Raw genomic sequence first — 20744 nt, 5'->3', positions numbered from 1 at the left:
GAATTTGTAGGCTTTCAGAATTTGCATTTAGCGCTCAGTGTGTAGCATTATTGCCATATCTATTAAGCCCGATTGAGTGACAGAATGCAATTCACTAAAATTAATAAATCACGCCATGCGGCCTACGTTTTGCACGTACATTTGGTGTTTATCACCAAGTATCGAAAGCCGATATTGGGGGATCTGCATCACGCTTCCTTCGATCAGTGTGCGGCAGAGGTTTGCAGAGATTTTGGTGCGGAACTGAAAGAGTGTGACGGAGAGGCTGATCATGTTCACATGCTGATAGAGTACGCGCCAACGGTGCAGCTATCGGTACTGGTGAACTCGTTAAAGGCGGTCACATCAAGGCGACTGCGTAATGAATTTCTGGACTTGAGAGGTGCTTACAGCAAACCCGTACTCTGGTCACGCTCTTACTTTGCGGGCTCTTGCGGCGGAGCACCGTTGGAGGTGATCAAGCAATACATTCAAAACCAGCGGGGCTGACGCCCCGGCGAAATTCCCCTCCCACCTACGTCGGAGGGAGTCCCCTTTCGCATTTAAGATGGCTGCAAGCAGCAGGTTATCTCGCTGTCGTCGCGTCACGGGACAACCTCGATGCGGATCACCTGCCAGACCATGTTGTTGTGGATGGCGGACACATCCATGTCGGGATGGGCCGAGAGGGGGACCAGCAGCCAGAGCGGCCCTTTATTGCGACGGGTGAGCGGTTTGTCATCCTGGTAACGCACCAGGGTCAGCGGCACCTTGGCAAACAGGGAGAGATCGACCCGCTGCTGGTAGCCATTGAGTGCGGCAACATCGATGGCGCTGGCACTATCCACCTGCTGCTGCGCCAGCACGCTCTTCAGGGTCGGTCCACGATAGCGGTGAGTGCCGAGGGTCCAGGGCGTCGCCGTCTCGAACTCTACTTGTGGCAAGGCTGCCAACGCCGCCTCATCCAGGGTGATTTCCCGCTTGTCCGGCAGGATCAGTTGCAATAGCGAAGAGGAGGAAGCCTGGGTACCGAACGAGAAAAGCACCAGCAGGAGCGAGGCCATCCCGCGCGTTGGAAAGTTCATGACATGTTGTGCCAACTGCATCTTGAAGTTAGGAGCCAGTGTGGCGATTTCAGTGGGTCAATGCAACTGTGTGAAAAATCAATAATTAGGGGCCCCGCATCTCCATCCAGTTATGGCCCTCGACGGAGAGAGGCTGATGCACTCCGCAACTTTGCAGGAGTTCATCCACAAAAGCGGGCACCAGCAAGGAAGCCGGACCATAACGTTTTTCATCAAACTGGCTGCCCACTTCGCTCGGCTCCAGATTGAGCTCCACCGTATGGGCACCGTTCAGGCCGGCCTCATGGACGAATCCGGCGGCAGGGTAGACCGCCCCGGAGGTCCCGATGGAGATGAAGAGATCGCACTGAGCCAGGGCCGAGTAGATGCGGTCAAGTCCGAGGGGCATCTCCCCGAACCAGACCACATGGGGGCGCAGCGGGTGGGGAAACTGGCAGCAGGAACACAGCTCTTCCTGATGGAGATCCCCGCGCCACTCGATCACCTGACCAGAGCCCGGGCAGCGGGCCTTGAGCAACTCGCCGTGCATGTGGATGAGGTTCTTGCTGCCGGCACTCTCGTGCAGGTTGTCGATGTTCTGGGTGACCAAGGTGACGCGCCCCGGCAGCAGGCGCTCCAGACGGGCCAATGCATAGTGGGCCGGATTGGGGTGGATCTCGGCGCGCTGCAACTGATGGCGCCGTGCATTGTAGAAACGTTGTACCAGTTCGGGATCCCGCGCATAGCCTTCAGGGGTGGCCACGTCCTCCACCATGTGCTCTTCCCACAGGCCATCACAGGCCCGGAAGGTCTTGATACCGGATTCGGCCGAGATGCCGGCACCGGTGAGGATCACGATATGTTTGGCTGACTGCACCATGGTTGTTCTCCTCCAACGGGTAACAGGCTGACCTTAGCACAGGAGCAAGAGGCGGCCCATTCGCCCTTGGTCTTAGGCCGATGGGAACACAAAGCTCGCCATGGGCGCGAGATCCAGCCTGGCAAAGACCATCTCCTGTCCTGTCACCAGGGTAAGTGGCAACCCGAGCCCCTTGAGCAGAGCCAGCATGGGGCGATTCTGGCCGAGCACTTCCGCCGTCCACTCCCGGATCCCCTCCCCGTATGCCAGCCGCGCAAGCGCCAGCAGGATGCGACGCCCGGCGCCGCGATGCTGAAAATGATCCGCGACGATGCAGGAGAACTCGGCCCTGTCCGGGTGCAGGCGCCGGCGAACGGACTGGGCCATGGCAAGCGGCGCCCCCTGCTCGTCGGTCAGCAGCAATCCTATCTGGGGTTCTCTGGGGTAGTCGAGAAAGAAGGCGAGCTGCTCGGCCGTCGCAGGCTGCTTGGCCCGCATGAAGCGCAAATAGACGCTCTGCTCGCTCAGGGCGTCATAAGCCGCGCTTATTCGCTTCGGGTCGCTGCCCGCCAGCTCCTGCAAGCGGCAAGTCAACCCCCCCACCACCATCGTCATCGGCAGGGCGGCCCGTGAGGCGGGAGCCGTCCAACCCGACATTCCCTGCCACAAGCGCGGCTCATCGAGCGGCCAGCAAAGATAGCGAGCCATTTACCAGCGCCCTGCCACGCCGCGATCCTGCCACTGGGCGGCATCCTGCAGGTTGAAGGGGTCGTCGAGGTAGAGCGCGATGCCAAGCTCCCGGGAGCGCTGGATGAAGCGGGCCAGCAAGGAGTCGGCAGCCATCGCCTCCAGTTCGGGCAGCAGGTGTTGCCCGAGCAGCAAGGATTGCAACGGCAGACGCTCGATGAGATCAAACGGCAGGTGCTGGGCATGATCGAGCAGCAGCGCGAGTCTGGCCCCCGCGAGGCTCGCCTGCAGCACCAGGGCGAAACGGTCCGCCTGGCTCAGCAGGTGATCCCGTCGGTGGATGACCAGGGTGAGTTCGCTTGCTTCTCGTCCATGCTGCTCGAGCCAGAGCTTGAGCGGCTCCCAGTGAGGGGAAAGACCGCTCAGGCTCAGCCAGATCGGCAGCGTGCAGGAGGCCGCATCTGCCAGCAGCCCAAGCTGTCCTCTCGCCTCTCCCTGCCAGCTACGCACGGTGCGCTTGAGCCCGCCCAGCCTGCGCTGACGCTGGGGGCCAAGATAGAGCATCTTGAGCAGACGCAGCAGATCGTCGCTTTGCAGCGGCTTGGCCAGGGCGGCCAGCACGTTGAAACCCGCATCGTGCAGGAGACGCCGGGCGCCGTCTATCAGGGTCTGATCATGAGCGGAGAGCAGGATGATGGGCAGACCGCTGTGGCGATACTGGGGATGGCTCATCAGCAGGCTGATGGCATCCTGCTCCGCCAGGCTGAGATCACAGATAAGCAATCTCACGCCCCCCTCTTCCAGCGCCTTGAGGCACCCTGCGCCATCCTGAACCCAGTGGCAGGGCAACCCCAGTCCCTGGATCTCCTGCTGAATACAGGCTCCTTGGAAGGGGTGATCTTCGAGCAGCAGGATCTGGCACTGGGCGAGCCAGGCACGCCACCCCTGCTCCCGTGCCTGCAACCCCTCGAGCCAGGGATCGCTGAGGCGATAGATCCCCGCCCCGGGAGCCAACAGATGAGGCAGATAGTCGGCCCCCTGATGAGAGGCAGGATCAAACAGGGCGATGGCCCCGGCGGCAAACAGCCCTTCCCATTGCCAGCCGGCATCGGGTCGGGTGCGGTGCAGATTGGCATAGGCCGGCAGGCCCGCCCCCTTGACCGCCTGATGGGAGACAGCGTCCAGGGCATAGACGCTGACCGGGTAAAACGTTGGCTCCTGGCTGTCATCAGACTCCAGCAAGGCCATCAACTCTTCATCTGTGATGATCATGTCATGCTCTCTCGCCCAGTTGTCGGCAGACCTCTTCCACGCTCTGCCTCAAGGCGGCTGCAAGGGGATGTCCGGGGGCCTCCTGCCAACGGTCGATCACCTCTACCAGGGGGGTAGCCCCCACCATTTTGGCGGCCCCCTTCATCTTGTGTAAAGCCGTATTGAGGGCCTTCTCGTCCCCTTGTGTGACACACCGCTCAATGTCGGCCAGATCCTGGTGAACCGATGCCAGATAGATGTCAATGAGGGCCGGGCTGAGGGAGACGGGCAGGGAAAGGGCTGCCGTTGGCTGCGGTGCCTTCCCCCCTTCATGGGGGCCAAAGACGGTACGAAGCAATACGGCCAGATCCCTGAGCAAGACGGGTTTGTCCAGATGGCCCTGACAGCCGCATTCCGCCAGTCGCTGCGCCGCCGGCTCGCTAAGATCCGCGGTGATCACGTAGACGGGTAGATGCTGCCAGCGTTCATCGGCGTGCAATTGCCTGCAGAGCTCGGCGCCGTCCATCACCGGCATCTGCAGATCCGTCAGCACCAGATCCACCGACTCCGATTGCAGGATCTCCAGTGCCAGACGGCCATTGGCCGCGCTCAATACCCGGGCCCCCAGCTGACCCAGCTGCATGCTGATCAGCATTCTGTTCACCTCGTAATCTTCCACCAGCAGCACCCGCCTGCCTGCCCCCGGCAGGTCCGTGATCTCCTCGGCGCCACGGACGAGTCTAGGCTGCAGCAGGCTGACCACGGAGCCCGGGATCCAGGGTTCCCCCTGCCAGTACCAGGCGCGCAAGCCCCCATCGTCCTGCATGGCCCCAAGGCAAGGTGCCGCCGGATCCTCGGCCACGCCAAACTCTGCGAGCCAGGCCCGCATATATTCGAGCTCCTCGGGCAACAGTTGCAGGGAGACCGTCTTGACGCGCGGTTGCCAGGGCGCCTTCTCCTGCGCATGCCTGAGGGGCAACGAGCAGAGGAAACGGCTACCCCCGCGAGCCAGAGGCTCGACCCGGATCTCGCCCCCCATCTGCTCCATCAACTGGCGGCAGATGGCTAGCCCAAGCCCGGTTCCCTGGGCTCTGGGCTGGCCAGGCTCCTCCCCTTGTTCGAAGGGCAGGAACAACCGGGGCAACAGCTCGGCACTGATCCCGGGCCCCTCGTCGTCTACCCCGCACACAATCCACTCCCCTTGTCGCCGGGCCCAGAGCACCACCTCTCCCCGCTCGCTGAACTTGATGGCGTTGGAGAGCAGGTTGTGCAGCACCTGTTGCACCCGGTGGGGATCGAGTTCCATCAAGGCGGGCAGCGCCGGGTCGAGCGCCAGGCGCAGTTGCAGATGGCGGGATCGCGCCTTGGACCAGTGCACCGCCGCCACGTGCTCGCACAGCTCCACCAGATCCGTGGGCTGTACGGAGAGGCGCAACTGACGCGTCTCGTTGCGGCTGAAGTCGAGCACATCGTTGAGCAGTCCGAGCAGTTCATTGCCCGCCTGTCTGACATGGGCCAGAGCCGAGGCCTGCTCTGCATTGAGTCCGGTCTGCTCGAGCCACTCCAGCAAGCCGAGCATGGCGTTCATGGGGGTGCGGATCTCGTGGCTCACGGCGGCCAGGAAGCGTCCCTTGGCAAGCACGGCCTGCTGGGCCTGCTCGTGGGAAAGCTGCAGGGAGTGCTCCTGCTCCACCCTGGCCGTCACATCCTGCACCACCCCGTAGATCCGCCACCCCTCCCCCTGACGGCGCCCCCTGCCGGAAAATTGCAGCCAGCGAGTTCCCTTGGCGGGGTGCTGATAGCGCAGCAGATGGGAGAAAGGTCGCCCGGCTTGCAGCATGGCCAGCATGGGGGCTCGCATCTCGCGCCTGTCCTGGTGGGAGATGCGAGTCAGGGTCTCGTTGGGATTGACCCGGATCTGCTGGCTCGCCAGCCCCAGCAGTTCGTGACTGCCCCGGCTCACAAACTCCACCCGGGTGATGGCTCCCCCCAGCAGGGTGAATTGCAGCACCACACCGGGCACCGTATTGGTGAGGGCGCGCAGGCGCCGCTCTGCCTGACGCAGCAGGCGGGTACGCTCGCGCAGGGCGCTGATGTCGGAGAGGGCGATAAGATCCCCTGCCGGTGCCTGGGGGCCCAGTCGCAAGGGGAGCTGGGCATAGGAGTAGACCTGCTCGTGCAGCGCCAGCTCCCCTTCGGCGCCCTGCAACTGTGGCGCGGGCAGCACCAGATCGGCGGCGTAGCGCGCCTCCATGCGCTTGGCCCGCTTGTTGCGCTTGATCACCTCCCCTTTGTCATTGCGCAAGAACACGGGCACGGGGAGCGCCTGGAAGAGAGACTCCCTGAACTTGCTTTCCAGCGCCAGCGCCTGCTCTACCTTGTGACGCTCGCGGGCCTCCTGGGCCAGTTGCTGGCGGGAACGCCAGACTGACCAGATCACCGCCATGCTGATCAGCAGTGCCAGCAACACGGAGCCAAGCCAGAAACCGTAGCTGACCCCTTCCTGCTGGTTGACCACCAGGCGACGCCAGCGTTGCACCAGCTCGTCCACCTGCTGATCATTGAGGGTCATCAGGCTCTGATCCAGCACCCCTGCCAGGCTGGTCTGTTCCGGCCGGATGGCAAAACCGAGGCCGAAACGCTCCGGCAATTCGGTGATGGTCAGCTCGCTCAACTGGTTGTTTCGAATGGGATATTGGAGCTGGTACAACTCCGCCAGCATGGCCTGGGCATCCCCATGCCGCACCGCCGCCAATCCCTGCAGCAGGTTGTCGGTCACCTCCCACTCATGCTGGCCGAACCGGGCAAGCAGGCCGGGATCATAGAGCATTCTCGGGACCACCACCTTGCCACTGACGTCCGCGAGGGAGGCAGGTCCCCTCTTGCTGCGACTGACCAGAGCATAGCGGCTGGTCGCCACCATCCGGGTGAAGTCGAACTCCTTGTTCAGGGCGGCGGACTCCATCAGCCCGACCATCATGGCGGCATCGCCACTGCGCAGCAATGCCAACGCCTCCTCCCGGCTGGCGGCGGGTACCAGCTCGAAGCGCAGCCCTGTCTGCCGACTCACTTCCCGCAAGACATCCGCACTCCAGCCAATGAGCTCTCCCTGCTGGTTGACACCGCTGTATGGCATGAAGCCGGGATCCGCCACCATCTTGATGGTGTGGGCCTTGCCGACCAGCCAGGCCTGCTCCTTGTCGGTAAAATGCAGAGGATTCACATCCTGCTCACCCTGAGGCAGATACTTGCCCAGATCCCGGTAGAGACTGCCCGGCGGCAAATAGCGGATGGCCGTATCCACCAGCTCCAGCAACTCGGGCTGGTTGCGCATCATCAGCCGGTAACTGATGACCAGATCATCGCTGCGAAGACGGCGAAGGCGCAGCCCTTCATCCGGGAATTCCCGCATCAGGTAGCGCAGTTGCAGATAATCGCCGAGATAGGCGCTGCCCTTGCCGGCCACCAGGGCACCATACCAGTTCTCGGCATCGGTCAGCTGTTGCTGGGATGAACCAGGATAGAGACGCTTCAGGATCTCCTGGGCCTGCCAGATAGGTGACACCAGAAACTGCGCCTGATCGAGCTCACCCCGATAGAGGATGGCGGACTCCGCCTCCATCATGGCCCGGCTCAAGACGGTATCGCTCGAGTTCGACCGGGCAGGCCCGACGTGAGGAATGAGATCGCAGCGCCCGTTCAGCAGATCCTGCGTCATGGCTGCCCAGCTCGGCCGCTTCTCGACATGCACCGGTACCGGCAACAGCTCTGCCAACCGCGTCATGCGATCGATAAGCAGGCCCCCCTCCGCCTCCAGATAGGGAGGACGTTGCAGGGCCGGGTAACAGAAGGTCAGTCCGGTGAGCGAATCGGCATAAGCCTGGGCACCCGGTGACAGCGGGAGTATGGCGGCACGCAGTGGCAAGGCCAGCAGCGCGCCGGACAACAGAAGGATTTTTATCATCGGAATGGAAAAGCCAGGCGATTGCCTGGCTTTTTGTCACTCGTTGGGTTCAACATTTTCTACCCTGGCCTTGAGCTTCTGGCCGGGCCGGAAGGTCACCACGCGACGGGCGCTGATGGGAATATCCTCCCCCGTCTTGGGGTTGCGTCCGGGACGCTGGTTCTTCTCGCGAAGATCGAAGTTACCGAAGCCGGAAATCTTGACCTGTTCGCCACGCTCGAGCGCCTGTCTGATCTCCTCAAAGAAGGCTTCCACCATATCTTTGGCTTCACGCTTGCTCATCCCGAGCTGGGTGAACAGGTGCTCTGCAATGTCGGCTTTGGTAAGCGCCATAGATCAATCCCTCAAGGATGCATTCAACTCTTCACCGAGGGCCCGCACGACATTGTCCACGGTCTCGGCGATCTCTTTCTCCTCCAGGGTGCGCTGGGTGTCTTGCAACACCAGGCTGATGGCCAGGCTCTTCTTGTCCTCTGCCATACCAGCGCCCTGGTATACGTCGAACAAGTTTATTCCAACTAACTGATTTCCGCCAACTTTTTTAATTACTGCCAGAACGTCGCCTGCCAGGATCTGTCTGTCAACCACCACGGCGATGTCGCGACGGTTGGCCGGGAACTTGGATACTTCGGCAGCAACCGGCACCTTGGCCGGCGTCAGTTTGTCCAGCTCCAGCTCGAACATGACAGCGCGGCTCTTGAGCCCCAGCTTCTTCTCGAGGCTCGGATGGATCACGCCGATGTGGCCGATCACGACGTCATTGCGCAGAATGGCTGCGCTCTGGCCCGGGTGCAGGGCACTGTGCTCGGCACGCTCGAAGGTGAAGGTAGCCCCTTCTGCAGTCAGATCCAGCACCGCTTCCAGGTCACCCTTCAGATCGAAGAAGTCGACGGGACGGGCCTTGGCATCCCAGTGCTCGTCCCCCTGGTTGCCGGTGATGATGCCGGCCAGCATGGACTCCTGACGGATGCCGTTCTCGGCATTCTCGTCCTTGATGAAACGCAGGCCCTGCTCGAACAGGCGAACGCGCGGCTGCTGACGATTCTGGTTGTAGACCACCGCCTGCACCAGACCCGGGAACAGAGAGACGCGCATGGCGGACATCTCGACGGAGATCGGGTTTGGCAGCACGATGGCATCGCTCTGCGGGAACAGGGTTTGCTGAGCCTTGGGATCGACGAAGCTATAGGTGATCGCTTCCTGGAAACCGCGGTCAACCAGCAGGTCGCGCACACGCTTAAGGGTCACCTGCCCTTCTGCCTGCTCTACCATCGCGAGGGATGCGGCGGGTTTGAGGTTCGGGATGTTGTTGTAGCCGTAGATGCGGGCCACTTCCTCGATGAGGTCTTCCTCGATGGCGATGTCGAAACGCCAGGAGGGGGCCAGTGCGGTCCAGCCGTCAGTATCCACGGTTACCTGCATGCCCAGACGAGTCAGAATTTCGACCACCTGCGCATCCGCCACGCTGATGCCGATCACCTTGTCGAGCTTGGTGCGGCGCAGCTTGATGGGGGCAGCCTTCGGCAGATGGGCATCGGATTTGACTTCGATGACCGGACCCGCTTCACCGCCGCAGATGTCCAGCAGCAAACGGGTGGCACGATCCATCACCTTGGCTTGCAGCTCGGGATCCACCCCGCGCTCGAAGCGGTGGGATGAGTCGGTGTGCAGACCGTAGGTACGGGCACGGCCGGTGATGGAGAGCGGCGCGAAGAAGGCGCACTCCAGCAGGATGTCGGTAGTGGTCTCGGAGACACCGGTGCGATCACCGCCGAAGATACCGGCCATGCAGGCAGGGCCTTTGGCGTCGGCAATCACGAGTGTGGTCTCTTTGAGCTTCACCTCGTTGCCATCGAGCAGGGTCATGGGCTCGTCGGCACGGGCGCGGCGCACCACCAGTTCCCCTTCAAGCGTCGCTAGGTCGAAGGCGTGCATCGGCTGGCCGTATTCCAGCAGCAGGTAGTTGGTGATGTCGACAATAGCGTCGATGGAACGAATACCGCCACGGCGCAGCTTTTCCTGCATCCAGAGCGGGCTCTGGGCGTGCAGGTTCAGCCCCTTGATGACGCGGCCGAGATAACGGGGGCAATCTGCCGGCGCTTCAACCCGGATCGGGAAGGTAGCATCGATAGTGGCAACAGCTGGCGCCCAAGTCGGCTCGACCACGTCCACGCTGTTGAGCACGCCGATTTCACGGGCCAGGCCCGCGATGCCGAGGCAATCGGCACGGTTCGGGGTCAGATCCACATCGATGCTGACGTCGTTGAGCACGAGGTATTCACGGATATCGGTCCCGATGGGGGCATCCAGCGGCAGCTCGATGATGCCATCGGCTTCGACGTCGATGCCCAGCTCGCTGAAGGAGCAGAGCATGCCGTGGGACGGCTGGCCGCGCAGCTTGGCTTTCTTGATGGTGAAATCACCCGGCAGGGTCGCCCCGACCTTGGCCACGCACACTTTGAGGCCGGCGCGGCAGTTCGGCGCACCGCAGACGATGTCCAGCAGCTCTTCTTCGCCCACGTTGACCTTGGTCACCCGCAGCTTGTCGGCGTCCGGGTGCTGGGCGCACTCGACCACTTCACCCACCACCACATTGTTGAACTGGCCGGCCACCGCTTCCACGGCGTCCACTTCCAGACCGGCCATGGTGATCTGCTCGGCCAGTGCATTGTCACTCAACTCGGTGCGGACCCACTCCATCACCCAGGATTTACTGAATTTCATGTTCTCTCGCCCTTACTTGAACTGCTTGAGGAAGCGCAGGTCGTTTTCGAAGAAGGCACGTAGGTCGTTGACCCCGTAACGCAGCATGGTCAGGCGCTCAACGCCCATGCCGAAGGCAAAACCGGAGTATTTTTCCGGATCGATGCCGACCGAACGCAGCACGTTCGGGTGCACCATGCCGCAGCCCAGCACTTCCAGCCACTTGCCGTTCTTGCCCATCACGTCCACTTCGGCGCTCGGCTCGGTGAACGGGAAATAGGAAGGACGGAAGCGAATCGTCAAGTCTTCCTCGAAGTAGTTGCGCAGGAAGTCGTGCAGGATGCCTTTCAGCTCGGTAAAGCTGGCATGTTCGTCAACCAGCAGGCCTTCGACCTGGTGGAACATCGGGGTGTGGGTCATGTCGTAGTCGTTACGATAGACACGGCCCGGCGCGATGATGCGGATCGGCGGCTGCTGATGTTCCATGGTGCGGATCTGCACGCCCGAGGTGTGGGTACGCAGCATCAGATCAGGATTGAAGTAGAAGGTGTCGTGATCGGTACGCGCCGGGTGGTGAGCCGGGATATTCAGCGCATCGAAGTTGTGGAAGCCATCTTCAATCTCGGGACCACGGGCAACCTTGAAGCCCATCTCGCCAAACAGGCGCTCGATGCGCTCGATGGTACGGGTCACCGGGTGCAGACCACCATTCTCGATGCGGCGGCCCGGCAGGCTGACGTCGATGGTCTCGGCGGCCAGCTTCTGGTTCAGCACGGCGATTTCGAGGGCTTCACGACGCGCGTTCAGGGCATCCTGAACCTGCTGTTTGGCCTGGTTGATCACGGCGCCCGCTGCGGGACGCTCTTCAGCGGACAGGGCGCCCAGTCCCTTCATCTGCTCGGTAAAAAAGCCCTTTTTACCCAGATATTTGACCCGGATTTCGTCAAGGGCGGCGATGTCGCTTACGCCCTCAATTTCGGCCTTGGCCTGGCCGACTACTTCTTCAAGCTGTTGCATGTCTTCCTCGTCACCACTCCCGGAACAGGAGCCTTTAGGCTAAATAAGGTCAAGAGGGGAATAATACAAAAAAAGCCCCTTGGCTGACCATAGTTATGACGGGCTTTTCTCCCTGCAAATCATTTTGTTATATGGAGAAAGCCACAAGCCAGATGTAACAGGATTGAGACAAGAGTTGTTTGTTCTAGGGAAGGTGCTAACAAGTCACTTGGCACAAAAACACACCATTCTAAATTATTGATATTAAATGGCTAAACTTTTTAGTTTTGGCTCATAGGGTACTTATTCGCACCTTCCCTAGTTTGTTGGCATATGGAAGGATAAAGCATTCATGAACGTGGCATGCTACCTGCCAACGCTCAAAAATGAGCAACAAAAAAGGAGGCCTGAGCCTCCTTTATTTTTATAACAGAGCTGGATTAGACCAGAGCTGCTTTAGCTTTTTCAACCAGGGCGGTGAAAGCCAGCTTGTCGTGAACGGCGATATCGGACAGGATCTTGCGATCGATCTCGATGGAAGCCTTCTTCAGACCGTCGATCAGACGGCTGTAGGACAGGCCGTTCTGACGGGCTGCAGCGTTGATACGCGCAATCCACAGTTGACGGAACTGACGCTTCTTCTGGCGACGGTCACGGTAGGCATACTGACCAGCTTTGGTTACCGCTTGTACCGCTACGCGGTAGACACGGGAACGGGCGCCGTAGTAACCCTTGGCGGCTTTCATTACTTTCTTGTGACGAGCGCGAGCGGTCACACCACGTTTAACTCTTGGCATTTTTCACATCCCCCCTTATGCGTACGGCAGACAAGCGACAACACGTTTGTGGTCGGCAGCGGAAACAAAGAACTTCGGTCCCAGCTGACGCTTACGCTTGCTGCTCTTCTTGGTCAGGATGTGACGCAGGTGGTTATGCTTGCACTTGAAGCGACCTGAGCCAGTCTTCTTGAAGCGCTTTGCCGCGCCCCGGTTGGTTTTCATCTTCGGCATTTCATACTCCGCATTGTGAGTGACAACAAAATCGCAAGGCGAACCGACTCATGGGGCCAGCCCCATGAGTCAATTTCTTGTGGGCCTTAAGATTTTTTCTTGGGTGCGAGGACCATCACAGCTTGACGGCCTTCGACTTTCGGGAACGATTCGACTACGGCCAGCTCTTCCAGATCGTTCTTGACGCGCTCGAGAACCTTGATACCAAGATCCTGGTGGGCCATTTCACGACCACGGAAGCGCAGGGTGACCTTTGCCTTGTCCCCGTCTTCCAGAAAGCGAACCAGGTTGCGTAGTTTTACCTGATAGTCGCCTTCGTCGGTGCCAGGACGGAATTTGATTTCCTTGACCTGGACGACTTTCTGCTTTTTCTTCTGTTCTTTGGTGGTCTTGCTCTTTTCGTAGAGGAATTTGCCGTAATCCATGATCCGGCAAACGGGCGGCTCAGCGTTCGGACTGATCTCGACCAGATCCACTCCAGCCTCAAGGGCCAAGTTCAGCGCATCCTGAATGGAGGTGATGCCAATGGCTTCACCATCCAGACCAGTCAGACGAACTTCTTTCAGACGGATCTCTTCATTGATCCGGTGAGCGCGGGCTTGCGGTTGCTTGCCCAGTTTTTTTCCGCCTTTTATAGCTTATTCCTCCACTTTCTTTTGTCCGCGGGTCTGAACTTCCTGGGTCAACAGAGCAATCAGCTCTTCAACAGGATAAGAGCCCAGGTCAGCCCCTTTACGAGTACGCACTGCAATCTTGCCGGCTTCTACTTCTTTGTCGCCGCAGACCAGCATGAAGGGTACTCGCTTCAAAGTATGCTCGCGGATTTTAAAGCCAATCTTCTCATTTCTCAAGTCCGCTTTTGCGCGAAGGCCCGCATCATTCAATGCCTTGGCAACTTTCACAGCATAATCGGCCTGGTTATCCGTGATATTCATGACCACGGCCTGGGTCGGCGCCAGCCAGGTCGGGAACAGACCGGCGTACTCTTCGGTCAGGATCCCGATGAAACGCTCCAGCGAACCCAGAATGGCGCGGTGGATCATCACGGGGATGTGACGCTCGTTGTCTTCGCCCACATAGGTGGCGCCAAGACGGCCCGGCAGGGCAAAGTCGAGCTGCACGGTACCACACTGCCAGGCACGATCAAGGCAATCGTGCAGGGTAAACTCGATCTTGGGACCGTAGAATGCCCCCTCACCCGGTTGCAGGTCGTACTTCAGGCCGTTGAGTTCCAGCGCCTCGGCCAGCGCGGCCTCGGCACGATCCCAGGCTTCATCAGAGCCGATACGCTGCTCCGGACGGGTCGAGAGCTTGACCACGATGTTTTCGAAACCGAAGGTGCCGTAGACGTCATAGACCATGCGGATACACGCAGACACCTCTTCCATGACCTGCTCTTCGGTACAGAAGATGTGGGCGTCATCCTGGGTGAAACCCCGAACCCGCATCAGGCCGTGCAGGGAGCCTGACGGCTCGTTGCGGTGGCAGGAGCCGAACTCGGCCATGCGCAGCGGCAGATCGCGGTAGGATTTCAGACCCTGGTTGAAAATCTGCACGTGGCCCGGGCAGTTCATCGGCTTGATGGCGTACTCGCGGTTTTCGGACTGGGTGGTGAACATGGCCTGGGCGTATTTCTCCCAGTGACCTGAACGCTCCCACAGCACGCGATCCATCATGAAGGGGCCTTTCACTTCCTGATAGTCGTACTCTTTGAGCTTGCCGCGGATGAAGGTTTCCAGCTCGCGGAAAATGGTCCAGCCGTCGTTATGCCAGAACACCATGCCCGGCGCTTCTTCCTGCATATGGTACAGGTCGAGCTGCTTGCCGATCTTGCGGTGGTCGCGCTTGGCGGCCTCTTCCAGACGCTGCAAATAGGCCTTGAGCTGCTTCTTGTCAGCCCAGGCGGTGCCGTAGATGCGCTGCAGCATCTTGTTGTTGGAGTCGCCGCGCCAGTAGGCACCGGACATCTTCTGCAACTTGAAGTGGTGGCAATGACGCATGTTGGGCACGTGCGGGCCGCGACACATGTCGATGTACTCTTCGTGATGATAGAGACCGGGCTGGTCATCACGGGCAATGTTCTGATCCAGGATCTCGACCTTGTAGGTCTCGCCACGGGCTTCGAACACGTCGCGCGCTTCCTGCCAGGAGACCTTCTTCTTGATGACGTCGTAATCCTTGGCGGCCAGCGCCAGCATGCGCTCTTCCAGGGCAGCCAGATCTTCGTCGGTCAGGGTGCGGTCGAGATCGATGTCGTAATAGAAACCGTTGTCGATGACGGGACCGATGGCCATCTTGGTCTGGGGCCAGAGTTGCTTGATGGCATGACCCAGCAGGTGAGCACAGGAGTGGCGCAGAATGTCCAGACCTTCTTCGTCTTTGGCGGTGATGATGGCCAGGGAGGCATCGGCTTCGATCAGCTCGCAGGCATCCACCAGTTCACCGTTTACCCGACCGGCAATGCACGCCTTGGCGAGACCGGGACCGATGTCCGCGGCCACATCCATGACGGAAACGGCGTGGGCAAATTGACGTTGGCTGCCGTCAGGCAGAGTAATGATTGGCATTAGGTGTTTCCTTATACAGTGGTGACCCCTACCAAAGGCCACATGCAGGTTGGAGAAACCCTTTCATGTCCAGCTGTTCACTCCCGAGTTTCACCGTTCACAATACGGTTGGTACACGGCAGTGGCACACCATATGGCGTGTGCAAGGCCATCCATTGAGAGGTACAGCGGGGGATTGTATCAGACGCGACAACCCAGACAAGCTGTCTTGGCGATTTTGCATACCGCCTAAGCGCGGGTGTCAACCTGTCCTACTTGCGAGGGCGCCCTTCTGCTGCCATACCCTGTACCAGATTGAGGCGTCAGCCAAAGCAAGGAGAGCATGATGTACACCTACGACATTTCATTTACGGAGCATGCAGAAAAGCTGGTTCATCCGGATCACCTTCTTACGACTCACTGTCCCGTCCATATCGGTGAGCTGGTGATCCTGGGCGATGGCAGCAAGCGGGAGGTATGCAGCATCGTCCACAGTGCCGAGCGCAGTACCCTCTATGTCACGGACGTGACGCCCGGCAAAGTCACCGCCAGCCGTTGATCCCTAACCGGCGTTCAGAAAAGAGTGGCCATTGAAATCGAAGGCGCTGCGTCCCTCCTCGGCCAGCGCCATCTCCTGCAATACCTGGAGTGCCATCTTGTTGCCCTTTTGCGAGGCCTGATAGAGCCACTGCTTCGCCTCGGCCAGTTCAACCCGCCCGTTGACCCCCATCAGGTGCAGGATGCCCACCTTCAGCATGGCGGGCACATCGCCGTTCCTGGCTGCCAGCTCCATCCAGTGAAACGCCTCGTGCAGATCCCGCTTCACCCCGGCCCCGCGCAGATAGACCTCTCCCAGCCGATACTGGCCGAAGGCGTCCCCCGCCTGCGCAGCCTGACGATAGAGTCGGATGGCGCGATCCATATCCTGCTCGCTCCCCTGCCCCACTTCATGGCTCCAACCCATCAGCGCCTGTGCCCGTGGCTGGCCCTGCTCCGCCAGCGGCGACCAGATCCGGGTCGCCTCATCAAAGTGCCCTGTCCGCCAGGCGCGGTTGGCCGCCGCCAGCTCCTGCTCGGTGGAGAGCGGGATCAGACGCCAGATGACCAGCGCAATGAGGGCGATGAAGAGCCAGCGGGCGATAGTAGGTTGCATGACATTTTCCGTGATCTGGTTCGCATTTCGTCTATGTAAACGAAATGTAGCAACAGATCAAGCAGGAGATCACCCGGGTTCACCCTCTTTCATGGGGTCGCTCTTTGCGAACTTGCAGTTTGACGGGCTACACAGCAAAATAACTGTATATATAAACAGTATATTGGTGATGTGATGGCAGGACGAGGCGTGAACCACAATGTCGAGCACCGCTTCAGCGGCCCGCAAATCGAAACCGTTGACGACGGCTGGAGTCAGAGCGACTGGGACGCGGCATTTGCCGCCAGCGCTCCCCGCACCAAGGTGACGGAGATCAGCGCCCGCAGCATCATCAGCTACAACGATTCGCCGGATCTTCCCTTCGGTCGCTCCATCAATCCCTATCAGGGGTGCGAGCATGGCTGCATCTACTGCTATGCCAGACCCAGCCACGCCTACCTTGAGCTCTCCCCCGGGCTGGATTTCGAGCGCAAGCTGTTTGCCAAAATCAATGCTGCCGAGCTGCTGCGACGGGAGTTTGCCAAACCAGCCTATCAGCCACAAACCATCGTGCTGGGGGCCAATACCGATCCCTATCAACCCATCGAGCACCACTATCGCCTGACTCGTGAACTCCTGACGGTGATGCTGGCTCATCGCCATCCGGTAGGGCTCATCACCAAGAGCGCCATGATCCTGCGCGACCTCGATCTGCTGACCGAGCTGGCCCGAGAAGGGTTATGCCAGGTGATGGTGTCGGTCACCACCCTCAATGAGACGCTGAGGCGACAGTTGGAGCCCAGGGCCAGCACGGGGGTTGGGCGGATCAAGGTGATCGAACGACTGGCCAAGGCCGGTGTGCCGGTCGGCGTGCTCGCCGCCCCCATGATCCCCAGGCTCAACGAGCCTGAACTGGAACAGATCATCAAGGCCGCCGTCGACGCCGGGGCGGGCGGTGCGGATTACATCTTGCTGCGATTGCCCCACGAGCTCACCACCCTCTTTTGCGACTGGCTCGATACGCACTATCCCGGCCAGAAAGAGGCGATCCTCAACCAGCTGCGGGCAAGCCGGGGTGGCTCACTCAACAGCGCCACCTTTGGCAGCCGCATGCGAGGTGAAGGACTGTTTGCCGACCTGCTCGCCCAGCGCTTTCGCCTGATCAGCAGGCGGCTGCAACTGGGCAAGCGCCATATAGCACTCAATACAGCCGCCTTCATCCGCCCGGGCGAGCAGTTGCGTCTGTTCTGAGCACCGTCAGCCCCGTGGTCTCGGCGGGCAGCTCCCCGCTGGGTGGCGCTGTGCAATCAGCTCCGCAGGCAGGCGTGATGGCTCGTGCGCCACCTCCTCCTCATCCACCCTAAGGCGCGCCTTCTCCTGCCCTCCCCACATCCGGCTCCACCAGATTTCCCACATTACCCAGCTCGTCATAACAGTGCTCCTGGCAAGCGATGCCTGCCTCTGTGGTGGCCTCATTCAACGCAGGCAGCATGGCTGGCCGTCATGACAGGGCCATGACAGCCGAGTGAAGGAATCGTGTTGATGCGATGGGACCAACCCTGCATATCAGGAAGATGACGCCGTGGCAGGCAGGGCTGCATGCACGGCAGACGGAGCCTGGCAGCAGAAAAGAGGGCGCCAGGGCAAGCACAGGGACGGGGAGAGCCTGCGGTGAGGCGGACAAAAAAAGAGCGACCATCAAGGTCGCTCTTTTGCACCGGACAAAGGGGGACGATTACTCGTCGCCCGCCTCCCCGGTATCGACGGCGCCAGCGTCCGCTGCGGTGTCGGTGCCTTCAGACACCTCCCCTTCAACAGCCAGGGCCTCGGTTTCCTCTTCGTCGCTCTCGGCAACGCGCTGCAGACCGACTACGGTCTCGTCTTCACCGGTACGGATCAGACGCACACCGCCGGTGTTGCGGCCGATGACGCTCACCTCGGACACCCGGGTACGAACCAGGGTACCGCCGTTGGTGATCAGCATGATCTGGTCGGTATCTTCGACCTGGATCGCATCGATTACCTTGCCGTTGCGCTCATCCACCTTGATGGAGATGACGCCCTGGGTACCCCGGCTCTTGGTCGGGTACTCGTCCAGCGCGGTGCGCTTGCCGTAACCGTTCTCGGTAGCGGTGAGGATGGCACCATCACCACGGGGCACGATGAGGGAGACCACCTTGTCACCGGCGCCGAGCTTGATGCCGCGCACGCCAGCAGCGGTACGACCCATGGGACGTACGCCCTTGAAGGTGCCCTTGCTTTCGGTGCCTTCGCCGTTGTCACTGCCGTCATCGTCGTTGCCGGTGTCGTCATCGGTATCGACTTCGTCAGTGGAATCGGCATCGGCGCGACCGCTGCCTTCCGCGAAGCGAACCACCTTGCCCGCATCGGAGAAGAGCATGATCTCGTTGCTGCCATCGGTGATGTCCACCCCGATCAGCTCATCACCCTCTTTGAGGTTGATGGCACGGATACCGGAGGAGAGCGGACGGCTGAAGTCGGACAGGCTGGTCTTCTTCACGGTGCCGTTGGCGGTGGCGAAGAAGACATACTTGTCGGCGTCATATTCTTTCACCGGCAGGATGGCGGTGATGCGCTCACCCTCATCCAGCGGCAGCAGGTTGATGATCGGACGACCGCGGGCGCCACGGGACGCTTCCGGCAGCTGATACACCTTGAGCCAGTAGACCTTGCCACGGGTGGAGAAGCACAGAATGGTGTCGTGGGTGTTGGCCACCAGCAGACGCTCCACAAAGTCCTCTTCCTTGATCCGGGTGGCCGACTTGCCACGACCACCGCGGCGCTGGGCCTCGTAGTCGGAGAGCGGCTGATACTTCACATAGCCCTGATGAGACAAGGTAACGACCACGTCTTCCGGGGTGATCAGATCTTCGATGTTGATCTCGGCACTGGACATGCTGATCTCGGTGCGACGCTCGTCGCCGTACTGCTCGCGCACGGCCAGCAGCTCGTCACGGATCACTTCCATCAGGCGTTCCGGGCTTGCCAGAATGTGCAGCAGCTCGGCGATGAGATCCAGCAGAGATTGGTACTCTTCCAGGATCTTCTCGTGCTCGAGGCCGGTCAGCTTGTGCAGACGCAGGTCAAGGATGGCCTGGGCCTGGATCTCGGTCAGGAAGTACTGCCCTTCACGGATGCCGAACTCCGGCTCCAGCCACTCGGGGCGAGCTGCGTCGTCGCCTGCTTTTTCCAGCATGGCGGCCACGTTGCCGAGCTCCCAGCCCTTGGCTACCAGGGCGGCTTTCGCATCCGCCGGGGTCGCACTGTGGCGAATGAGCTCGATTATGGGGTCGATGTTGGCCAATGCCACCGCCAACCCTTCCAGGATGTGCGCCCGATCCCGCGCCTTGCGCAGTTCGAACACGGTCCGGCGGGTCACCACTTCACGGCGGTGCAGCAGGAAGGCATCCAGGATCTCTTTGAGGTTCATCACCTTGGGCTGGTTGTTGTCCAGCGCCACCATGTTGATGCCGAACGTGGTCTGCATCTGGGTGTGCTTGTAGAGATTGTTCAGCACAATCTCGCCGGACTCGCCGCGCTTGATCTCGATGACGATGCGCATGCCGTCTTTGTCAGACTCATCGCGCAGGGCGCTGATGCCCTCGATTTTCTTCTCTTTGACCAGCTCGGCGATCTTCTCGATCAGGCGAGCCTTGTTCACCTGATAGGGGATCTCGTGGACGATGATGGTCTCGCGACCGCTTTTCTCGTCCACTTCCACTTCAGCCTTGGCCCGCACATAGACGGAGCCGCGACCGGTACGGTACGCCTGCACGATGCCGGAACGACCGTTGATGATACCGCCGGTGGGGAAATCCGGGCCGGTGACATGGGTCATCAGCTCGTCAATGGTGAGGTCGCCGTTTTCGATCAGCGCCAGGCAACCGTTGACAATCTCGGTGAGGTTGTGAGGCGGGATGTTGGTCGCCATGCCCACCGCGATACCGGAGGAGCCGTTGACCAGCAAGGTGGGGACCTTGGTGGGCATGACAGCCGGGATCATCTCGGTGCCGTCGTAATTAGGCACCCAGTCCACGGTCTCTTTGTCCAGATCGGCCAGCAGCTCGTGGGAGATGCGCGCCATCCGCACTTCGGTGTAACGCATGGCCGCGGCGTTGTCGCCGTCCACCGAACCGAAGTTGCCCTGACCGTCGACCAGCATGTAGCGCATGGAGAAATCCTGCGCCATCCGGACGATGGTGTCATACACGGCGATGTCGCCATGCGGGTGATATTTACCGATTACGTCACCGACCACACGGGCCGATTTTTTATAGGGCTTGTTCCAGTCGTTCCCCAGCTCGTTCATTGCATACAGAACGCGGCGGTGAACCGGTTTCAAGCCATCACGCACATCCGGCAGAGCTCGTCCTACGATCACGCTCATGGCGTAATCCAGATAGGAACTCTTGAGCTCTTCTTCGATGTTGACCGGCGTGATCTCTCTGGCCAGATCGCTCATAGAAAGCCTTAATCCCTAATTAGTTGTTCTTTGGCTTAAACAGCGCGACATGGTAACACACTGAGCCAAA

At 60.3% G+C, this 20744-nt stretch carries 18 protein-coding genes; 3 read left to right on the top strand and 15 right to left on the bottom strand.

Features of this window, described 5'->3' with window-relative positions; all coding sequences use genetic code 11:
* The first annotated feature begins 84 nt into the window (after window positions 1-84).
* Window positions 85-489 carry an IS200/IS605-like element ISAs26 family transposase gene (gene tnpA, locus C3418_RS03235; RefSeq protein ID WP_103857935.1) on the top strand — a complete coding sequence of 135 codons (405 nt, stop codon included), beginning with the start codon at window positions 85-87 and terminating at the stop codon, window positions 487-489.
* Window positions 490-584: 95 nt separating this feature from the next.
* On the opposite strand, the gene C3418_RS03230 is transcribed toward tnpA, so the two are convergent.
* From C3418_RS03230 to thrS, 12 genes are all read right to left on the bottom strand, one after another.
* Window positions 585-1064, bottom strand: coding sequence for a hypothetical protein (locus tag C3418_RS03230; protein WP_041211442.1), 480 nt, complete (start codon window positions 1062-1064; stop codon window positions 585-587).
* An 85-nt stretch (window positions 1065-1149) separates the two neighbouring features.
* Window positions 1150-1923 (bottom strand): Sir2 family NAD+-dependent deacetylase, encoded by a 774-nt coding sequence (cobB, locus tag C3418_RS03225; RefSeq protein WP_041211443.1) that lies wholly within the window; start codon window positions 1921-1923, stop codon window positions 1150-1152.
* A gap of 72 nt (window positions 1924-1995) precedes the next feature.
* Window positions 1996-2610, bottom strand: a complete 615-nt coding sequence (locus C3418_RS03220) for a GNAT family N-acetyltransferase (protein WP_043155486.1) — start codon at window positions 2608-2610, stop codon at window positions 1996-1998.
* On the bottom strand, window positions 2611-3861 hold the full coding sequence (locus tag C3418_RS03215) for a response regulator (RefSeq protein ID WP_069784625.1): 1251 nt from the start codon (window positions 3859-3861) through the stop codon (window positions 2611-2613).
* Between the two features lies 1 nt (window position 3862).
* Complete coding sequence (locus C3418_RS03210) at window positions 3863-7786, bottom strand: ATP-binding protein (RefSeq protein ID WP_043155488.1); 3924 nt, start codon at window positions 7784-7786, stop codon at window positions 3863-3865.
* Between the two features lie 54 nt (window positions 7787-7840).
* Window positions 7841-8137, bottom strand: a complete 297-nt coding sequence (gene ihfA / locus C3418_RS03205; RefSeq protein ID WP_005300715.1) for an integration host factor subunit alpha — start codon at window positions 8135-8137, stop codon at window positions 7841-7843.
* A 3-nt stretch (window positions 8138-8140) separates the two neighbouring features.
* Complete coding sequence (pheT, locus tag C3418_RS03200; protein ID WP_043155489.1) at window positions 8141-10528, bottom strand: phenylalanine--tRNA ligase subunit beta; 2388 nt, start codon at window positions 10526-10528, stop codon at window positions 8141-8143.
* Between the two features lie 12 nt (window positions 10529-10540).
* The gene (pheS, locus tag C3418_RS03195; protein WP_043155490.1) at window positions 10541-11524 is read right to left on the bottom strand and encodes a phenylalanine--tRNA ligase subunit alpha; all 984 of its coding nucleotides are present in this window, start codon (window positions 11522-11524) and stop codon (window positions 10541-10543) included.
* Between the two features lie 419 nt (window positions 11525-11943).
* Window positions 11944-12300 (bottom strand): 50S ribosomal protein L20, encoded by a 357-nt coding sequence (gene rplT, locus C3418_RS03190; RefSeq protein WP_010674800.1) that lies wholly within the window; start codon window positions 12298-12300, stop codon window positions 11944-11946.
* Window positions 12301-12315: 15 nt separating this feature from the next.
* Complete coding sequence (gene rpmI / locus C3418_RS03185; RefSeq protein ID WP_005300673.1) at window positions 12316-12513, bottom strand: 50S ribosomal protein L35; 198 nt, start codon at window positions 12511-12513, stop codon at window positions 12316-12318.
* Between the two features lie 86 nt (window positions 12514-12599).
* On the bottom strand, window positions 12600-13130 hold the full coding sequence (gene infC / locus C3418_RS03180; protein WP_185219337.1) for a translation initiation factor IF-3: 531 nt from the start codon (window positions 13128-13130) through the stop codon (window positions 12600-12602).
* A gap of 21 nt (window positions 13131-13151) precedes the next feature.
* The gene (thrS, locus tag C3418_RS03175; RefSeq protein WP_069784626.1) at window positions 13152-15080 is read right to left on the bottom strand and encodes a threonine--tRNA ligase; all 1929 of its coding nucleotides are present in this window, start codon (window positions 15078-15080) and stop codon (window positions 13152-13154) included.
* Window positions 15081-15402: 322 nt separating this feature from the next.
* Here thrS and C3418_RS03170 point away from each other — a divergent pair, with 322 nt between their 5' ends.
* Window positions 15403-15618, top strand: coding sequence for a hypothetical protein (locus tag C3418_RS03170; protein WP_139127868.1), 216 nt, complete (start codon window positions 15403-15405; stop codon window positions 15616-15618).
* A gap of 3 nt (window positions 15619-15621) precedes the next feature.
* Here C3418_RS03170 and C3418_RS03165 read toward each other — a convergent pair whose 3' ends face one another.
* The gene (locus C3418_RS03165) at window positions 15622-16212 is read right to left on the bottom strand and encodes a tetratricopeptide repeat protein (RefSeq protein ID WP_069784627.1); all 591 of its coding nucleotides are present in this window, start codon (window positions 16210-16212) and stop codon (window positions 15622-15624) included.
* Window positions 16213-16386: 174 nt separating this feature from the next.
* On the opposite strand from C3418_RS03165, the gene C3418_RS03160 reads away from it, so the two are divergent.
* Window positions 16387-17442, top strand: coding sequence for a PA0069 family radical SAM protein (locus tag C3418_RS03160; RefSeq protein ID WP_069784628.1), 1056 nt, complete (start codon window positions 16387-16389; stop codon window positions 17440-17442).
* 6 nt (window positions 17443-17448) lie between these two features.
* Here C3418_RS03160 and C3418_RS24330 read toward each other — a convergent pair whose 3' ends face one another.
* Together C3418_RS24330 and gyrA are read right to left on the bottom strand one after the other, a co-directional pair.
* Window positions 17449-17622 (bottom strand): hypothetical protein, encoded by a 174-nt coding sequence (locus C3418_RS24330; protein WP_164882096.1) that lies wholly within the window; start codon window positions 17620-17622, stop codon window positions 17449-17451.
* A gap of 304 nt (window positions 17623-17926) precedes the next feature.
* Window positions 17927-20674 (bottom strand): DNA topoisomerase (ATP-hydrolyzing) subunit A, encoded by a 2748-nt coding sequence (gyrA, locus tag C3418_RS03155; RefSeq protein ID WP_103857934.1) that lies wholly within the window; start codon window positions 20672-20674, stop codon window positions 17927-17929.
* Window positions 20675-20744 lie beyond the last annotated feature (70 nt).

The organism is Aeromonas sp. ASNIH8 (genome assembly GCF_002919855.1).
GTDB classification, from domain to species: Bacteria; Pseudomonadota; Gammaproteobacteria; order Enterobacterales; family Aeromonadaceae; genus Aeromonas; species Aeromonas caviae.
Note: the sequence above shows the minus strand (reverse complement) of the source record. Positions and strands in the feature narration are given on the sequence as shown.

Coding starts and splice junctions, on each gene's coding strand:
- cobB (WP_041211443.1), bottom strand. CDS start 1,923: ATGGTGCAGTCAGCCAAACATATCGTGATCCTCACCGGTGCCGGCATC.
- ihfA (WP_005300715.1), bottom strand. CDS start 8,137: ATGGCGCTTACCAAAGCCGACATTGCAGAGCACCTGTTCACCCAGCTC.
- pheT (WP_043155489.1), bottom strand. CDS start 10,528: ATGAAATTCAGTAAATCCTGGGTGATGGAGTGGGTCCGCACCGAGTTG.
- thrS (WP_069784626.1), bottom strand. CDS start 15,080: ATGCCAATCATTACTCTGCCTGACGGCAGCCAACGTCAATTTGCCCAC.
- rpmI (WP_005300673.1), bottom strand. CDS start 12,513: ATGCCGAAGATGAAAACCAACCGGGGCGCGGCAAAGCGCTTCAAGAAG.
- C3418_RS24330 (WP_164882096.1), bottom strand. CDS start 17,622: ATGACGAGCTGGGTAATGTGGGAAATCTGGTGGAGCCGGATGTGGGGA.
- tnpA (WP_103857935.1), top strand. CDS start 85: ATGCAATTCACTAAAATTAATAAATCACGCCATGCGGCCTACGTTTTG.
- pheS (WP_043155490.1), bottom strand. CDS start 11,524: ATGCAACAGCTTGAAGAAGTAGTCGGCCAGGCCAAGGCCGAAATTGAG.
- C3418_RS03215 (WP_069784625.1), bottom strand. CDS start 3,861: ATGATCATCACAGATGAAGAGTTGATGGCCTTGCTGGAGTCTGATGAC.
- C3418_RS03160 (WP_069784628.1), top strand. CDS start 16,387: ATGGCAGGACGAGGCGTGAACCACAATGTCGAGCACCGCTTCAGCGGC.
- C3418_RS03220 (WP_043155486.1), bottom strand. CDS start 2,610: ATGGCTCGCTATCTTTGCTGGCCGCTCGATGAGCCGCGCTTGTGGCAG.
- C3418_RS03170 (WP_139127868.1), top strand. CDS start 15,403: ATGATGTACACCTACGACATTTCATTTACGGAGCATGCAGAAAAGCTG.
- gyrA (WP_103857934.1), bottom strand. CDS start 20,674: ATGAGCGATCTGGCCAGAGAGATCACGCCGGTCAACATCGAAGAAGAG.
- C3418_RS03165 (WP_069784627.1), bottom strand. CDS start 16,212: ATGCAACCTACTATCGCCCGCTGGCTCTTCATCGCCCTCATTGCGCTG.
- rplT (WP_010674800.1), bottom strand. CDS start 12,300: ATGCCAAGAGTTAAACGTGGTGTGACCGCTCGCGCTCGTCACAAGAAA.
- C3418_RS03230 (WP_041211442.1), bottom strand. CDS start 1,064: ATGAACTTTCCAACGCGCGGGATGGCCTCGCTCCTGCTGGTGCTTTTC.